Annotated in this window: 6 protein-coding genes; 2 read left to right on the forward strand and 4 right to left on the reverse strand. The window is 41.3% G+C overall.

The window, feature by feature from the left end; genetic code table 11:
• The first annotated feature begins 312 nt into the window (after positions 1–312).
• Complete coding sequence (locus tag GX756_05120) at positions 313–1,305, forward strand: LacI family transcriptional regulator (protein NLC17243.1); 993 nt, start codon at positions 313–315, stop codon at positions 1,303–1,305.
• Positions 1,306–1,325: 20 nt separating this feature from the next.
• On the opposite strand, the gene rbsK is transcribed toward GX756_05120, so the two are convergent.
• The 4 genes from rbsK to GX756_05140 form a co-directional block, all read right to left on the reverse strand.
• Positions 1,326–2,246: a ribokinase gene (gene rbsK, locus GX756_05125; GenBank protein NLC17244.1), complete on the reverse strand. Its 921-nt coding sequence runs from the start codon at positions 2,244–2,246 to the stop codon at positions 1,326–1,328.
• A gap of 182 nt (positions 2,247–2,428) precedes the next feature.
• Complete coding sequence (locus tag GX756_05130) at positions 2,429–3,178, reverse strand: hypothetical protein (GenBank protein NLC17245.1); 750 nt, start codon at positions 3,176–3,178, stop codon at positions 2,429–2,431.
• On the reverse strand, positions 3,175–3,702 hold the full coding sequence (locus GX756_05135) for an RNA polymerase sigma factor (GenBank protein ID NLC17246.1): 528 nt from the start codon (positions 3,700–3,702) through the stop codon (positions 3,175–3,177). The genes GX756_05130 and GX756_05135 overlap by 4 nt, the downstream gene beginning before the upstream one ends.
• A 67-nt stretch (positions 3,703–3,769) precedes the next feature.
• A complete protein-coding gene (locus tag GX756_05140) occupies positions 3,770–4,804 on the reverse strand; it encodes a hypothetical protein (protein NLC17247.1) in 1,035 nt (344 codons plus the stop codon).
• Positions 4,805–4,971: 167 nt separating this feature from the next.
• Between GX756_05140 and GX756_05145 the strand changes: the two genes are divergently transcribed.
• A partial coding sequence (locus GX756_05145; GenBank protein NLC17248.1) for a pyruvate kinase occupies positions 4,972–5,299 on the forward strand: 328 nt, incomplete at its 3' end.

The following is a 5,299-nucleotide window of genomic DNA, read 5'->3' on the forward strand; positions in this document are numbered from 1 at the left end:
AAAACGCCACGTTATAAGAGCCGTTGTTATAGGATGTGCAGTTGACAACTTTTATGGCAGGACATGAGTTGCTGTCTATGCCCTTTGCCTTGTTGTTTCTTTGCCTATTTGGGCGATTACGGATTTGTTCATTGATTTCTCCTAAATAGATTTTAAAAAAAACGCTTTTTTGTAAAGATAAATAAAAAAAGCAAAATGCTTTGACAAGTTTGACATGAAAGCGCTTTCACCTTATACTATAAATATAATAACATAACAAAAAACATTAGTCAATAATGTTTTTAAAAAATCCTTTGGGAGAATTTTTTAAAAATGACGACAATTTATGACATCGCCAAAATGGCGGGGGTGTCTATTACCACCGTGTCTAGAGTTATAAATAATTCGGGCTATGTGAGCGCCCAAACCAAAAAGCGGGTTTTGGACGCCATTGAAAAATGCAACTACACGCCCAATAAGACGGCGCAAGCCCTGTCGGCGGGCTCAACCTTTAAGCTCATCGGCATTGTTTGCTATAACATAGAAGATATGTATTACGCCAAGGCCGTGGCTGTTTTAGAGCGCGAGCTTAGAAAATACGGCTACGATATTTTGTTAAGCTGCACGGGCGAGAGTTTGGAAGTAAGGCAAAGCTCGGTCAATATGCTCGTCTCCAAGAATGTGGACGCCATAATCTTTATAGGCTCGGTTTTCGTGGGAAAGACCGAGGATGTTATTTTAGACGCCTCAAGCATACTGCCGGTGTTTTTGATTAACGCCTATATCAAACATCAAAATATATATTGCGCTTTTTGCGACGAGCGCGAGGCTATAAAACATTGCGTTTTGCAAGCCCATAAAAAAGGACATAAAAACATCTTGTTTATGTATGATGTGGACACTTACGGCAGCCAAAAAAAATTGCAAGGCTTTTGCGAGGGCGTGAAAGAATGCACTCTCAATCTAGACGAAAGATATATTATAAGATGCTCGCCCGATATTGAAGACGCTGCGGACGCTTTTTGGGGGCGTTACAAATCCTTGCCCATAGACGCCGTGGTCTGCGCTAACGATGTTTTGGCGGCGGGCGCGCTGATCGCGGCGCAAAAAAATAATATCCTAGTGCCGCAAAAACTGTCTATTATAGGATATAACAATTCGCTGCTTGCCAGATGCGTCCATCCCGCGCTCACAAGCTTGGAAAACAATGTGGAAAAACTTTCGGTTTTTACCGCCCAAAACATAAACCGCTATTTTAGCGGCGAAGACGCAATAACGAAATACCAAATTGATTTTGAATTGGTTATAAGGGATACTTTTAGGTAAATTTAACAAAAAAGCGGCTCTTAGCCGCTTGTTTTTTGGTTTAAAAATTTTATCACTTCGTCGTAGTAAGGGATTGATTGCATAGCGCCTTTTTTGGTGACCGTCAAGGCGCTTGCGGCGCTTGCCGTTTTCATAGCGTCTATTAAGCTTTTGCCCTTAGCCAGTTCGGATACCGCAGCGCCCAAATATGTGTCGCCCGCCGAAGTGGTGTCTATGGCTTGGACTTTAAAAGCGGGCGCGCGCCGTATGTTATCTTTTTCTATTAAGACAGAGCCCTTGCCGCCTAATGTTATGATGACGGATTTTATATTATAGCCCGAAAAAAACTCAAAAACCTTTTTATAGTCTTCTTGGGTTTGCGGTGTGACATCCGCCAAAATCTCGCATTCCGTCTCGTTTAACACGATAATATCAACATTGCTCAAAATATTTTTGCCCAATTTTACCGCAGGCGCGGGGTTTAGGATTGTGGTTAAGCCTTTTTGCTTGGCAAGACTAAAGGCGTATTCCACAATGTCTAGAGGGATTTCTAACTGGCAAATGCAAAAGTCTTGCTCGCACGCTTGGCTTAAGGCTTGTTCCACCATTTTTTTATTTATCTTGTAATTGGCGCCCGCGTCCAAGATTATGCGGTTGTCGCCTTTTTCTACCACTATCAAGGCTATGCCGCTGTTGGACTGGGCGCGCGAAAGATATCGGGTGTCCACGCCGTAACCTTCCAGCGCCTTTTGCAATTCGCCGCCAAAGGCGTCGTCGCCTACGCATCCCACCGTGTAGGTTTCGGCGTTCATTTTGGCCGCCGCCACCGCTTGGTTGGCGCCCTTGCCGCCCGGATTGATCATAAAGCCATAGCCGCTTATAGTCTCGCCGCTTTTTGGCATCCGGTCGGCGCATATTACCAAGTCCATATTGACGCTGCCGATAACAAAAATTTTACTCATAACTTTTCCTTTTTCTTTTGTATTTATAACAGCATAAAAGCGTTTATAAGTTATCATATATTTTAATTATTATATTTTTGACTGTCAATTTATCGGCTCTTGCCTTGATCTTTGCCGCCGTTTCCAAATAGGTTAGGGCCGCCGTTTTGGGATTGGTTATCGCCGTTTGGGTCGCTTCCTTGTTAGTTGTTGCCCTTCGTTCTGTTGTTGTCAGGTATCAAGTCGTTTAATAGTTTTTTTAACTCCCCAATGCTCATATTTTGCAATTGCTCTTCAGTGTGCTCGTCGCTAACTTTTAAGATTTGCTCAATTAGCTTTAACTTAACGGGCGAGATTTGTTTGTCCTTGGCTTGATTTCTTTCCTGTTTTGTTATCTTTAGCTCCTCAATCGGTATGTCCGCGTTTTTATCTTTCAAAACTTGGGACGCTTTGGTTTTGAGCCTTTTTAATATTTCTTCGGACTTGGAGTTATTTTTGCAATACGCGCTCAGATACAACACGGCGTCCTCTTCCAGCCTTTCCGTTTTTTGCAAATACTTTTCCAAAAACTCATTAATTACCTGTTCTAGGGGTTTGCCTTTAGCTCTGTAGTTTTCAAACAATACTTTAGCGTCTTGATTTATGAATTCTATTGACTTGACTTTTTCAAAACGGTTGACCGTTATGGCTATTGACGGGTTAATGTCCAAATAAACCGTCATATAATCGGAATTCATATACCCGAAAAACGAAACAACGCCTAACGAGAAAAATATCAAAACAGCCGAAAACGCCGTCGCAAAACGCCTAAAACAAGCAAACGATTGTCTTGGCTGTGTTGTTGGCTTTTCGGGCGTAATGAATTTTGTTTTTTCTAAGATTTTGTCCAAGCACTCGGGCACAAAATTGTCGGCCGAATTTATTAACATTTTTTCTATATCTTTCTTTTTCATTTTAATTCACCGATTGAAGCCAAGTTTTTTCTTAGTTTATTTAGCGCGTTGTTATACTGCCATCTTACCGTGCCTTGCGGGCTTTGCAATATTTGGGCGATTTCTTTTAGTTTGATGCCGCCTATGGTATGCATCATTACGATTTTTAGCTCGTTATCGCTCAAAACCTTGCAAGCCAAACCAATAATCCCGCTCTCGTCTGGCAGCGCCTGCTCGTAACCGCCCGCCAGATCTTCCCGTAAGCTAAAATCAACGCAAGTTTCCCTTTTTCTTTTTTTGAGTTCGTTAAGGCAAAGGTTTTTGGCTATCGTATGTATCCAAGCCCTGCCGTTGTAGCCGTCTTTGAATTTTAAAATATGTTTAATTATATTTACATAGGTATCCTGCATTAAATCTTGCGCTGTTTGATAATTTCTCATATATGAGTAACATATGGAAAAAACGGCGTTCTTGGTAAGATTGTAAATATCCGTCAAGGCAAAGTTGTCACCCTGCCTTAACCTTGTCAGATGTTTGTTAATCATTAAATACCTTAGGGAATGAATTATTTATATGTTAATTATACCTAATCCATCCTGGATTTCAAGGCCTTTAGCCGTTTTGTTTGTTTTGCCCTTTTCTCCAATTGTTGATTTGTTCTTTGATTTGCTCTTTGTTTTTTTCAAACTCCTGTTTGCTCTCTTCTAATTTGTTTTTGAATTGCTCCTTTCGCTGTTCCATTTCTCTTTTTTTGGTCTCTTTGATTTCTTGCGCTTGGGCTTTGTATTGCTCTTTTAATTGTTCTTTTTCTTGCTCGTATTGTTCTTTGAGATTATTATATTCCTCTGTTTTTGCCTTCAGTTCTTGCGCCAAAACCTCTTTTTCGGCGTCATCGCCCTCAAACTCTTGCCACTGCGCCCTCAGCGCCTTTATTTGATTTTGCAATTCAAACATATAGGCGTAGCTATTTTTAAGTTGCTCCCTTGCCGCCTTATACTCTTTCCTTACGGTGTAACCAAAGTCTTCGTTCTTTATAGCGTCCCTGATTAATTTGACAATTTCCTTAACTTCTTTGTCTATTAGCTCGTCCAGCGTCAAGTCCGGGTTAAGATCAAGCGCCCTCATGATCGCTTTCAGCTTGGCGGGCGAGATGCCTAAACTTTGGGCCTGGTCAAGATATTGATCCAAAGTCTCTTGGCTCACCTTTCCAAAGATGCCGTTGTTGTCAAAGAACTTGTTGATACGGTCTTGCAAAACTTTTTTGATTCGCTCTTTTTTTGTTGCTCTTTCTTGGGTCTGATTATCCGCGTCGTCTTCTTCTGTCAGCACATCAATAAACAATTCGTTGTCGCCGTCAACATCAATAAATCCCGCCTCAGCCGCCAGTCTTACTATTAATTCCGCGCCGTCCGCCAGCGCCATGCCCGCGAGCGAAACATCGGCGAGCAAGGTTTCGGCGTCTTCGTTAAGCGGATTGGCAGCCGTAATAATATCATTGCCGTTGATAACAAGCTCTAACTGGGGATTAATTCTTATGCTTACATAGCTCAAGTCCGAATTGGCTCCCATGTCGCAACCGTAAAAAACGCCGCCTAGCAAGCTTATCGCGAAAATAAGCGCCAGTATTTTTTTTAAAACCTTTTTCATACTATTTATCCTCCCGCGTTTTTGTCTTTCTATCATTATTACAACTATCAATCCAAAATCGTTAGATAAATTAATAAATAAAAATAAAATTGCCGTTTGGTTTTTGGCGTTAAGATGTGCTATAATCTAAACGGACAATTATAAGCCACAAATTTTTAGGAGTAATTATGGTTAGAAAAACCAAAATAATATGCACGCTAGGCCCCAAGACCGATGACGAAAATATATTAAAAACGCTGATGCTGGCCGGCATGAACATAGCACGCCTTAATCTTTCGCACGAGTCATACGACACTCACGAGCGAAGAATCAAAATGGTCAAAAGATTAAGGGAACAGCTTAACCTGCCCATAGCCATCATGCTGGATACCAAAGGCCCCGAAATCAGAATTAAGACATTTGAAAATTCCAAAGTCTTTTTGGAAAAAGGCCAAAAATTTGTCTTAACTACCGAGGACATACAAGGCGACAACCAAAGGGTAAGCATTACATACA

It is taken from the genome of Clostridiales bacterium, from assembly GCA_012512255.1.
In the GTDB taxonomy this organism is placed as follows: domain Bacteria; phylum Bacillota; class Clostridia; order Christensenellales; family DUVY01; genus DUVY01.

What these genes read in the sequence shown, in the direction of transcription:
- GX756_05120 (NLC17243.1), top strand. Translation starts at nt 313, where the DNA reads ATGACGACAATTTATGACATCGCCAAAATGGCGGGGGTGTCTATTACC.
- rbsK (NLC17244.1), bottom strand. Translation starts at nt 2,246, where the DNA reads ATGAGTAAAATTTTTGTTATCGGCAGCGTCAATATGGACTTGGTAATA.
- GX756_05130 (NLC17245.1), bottom strand. Translation starts at nt 3,178, where the DNA reads ATGAAAAAGAAAGATATAGAAAAAATGTTAATAAATTCGGCCGACAAT.
- GX756_05135 (NLC17246.1), bottom strand. Translation starts at nt 3,702, where the DNA reads ATGATTAACAAACATCTGACAAGGTTAAGGCAGGGTGACAACTTTGCC.
- GX756_05140 (NLC17247.1), bottom strand. Translation starts at nt 4,804, where the DNA reads ATGAAAAAGGTTTTAAAAAAAATACTGGCGCTTATTTTCGCGATAAGC.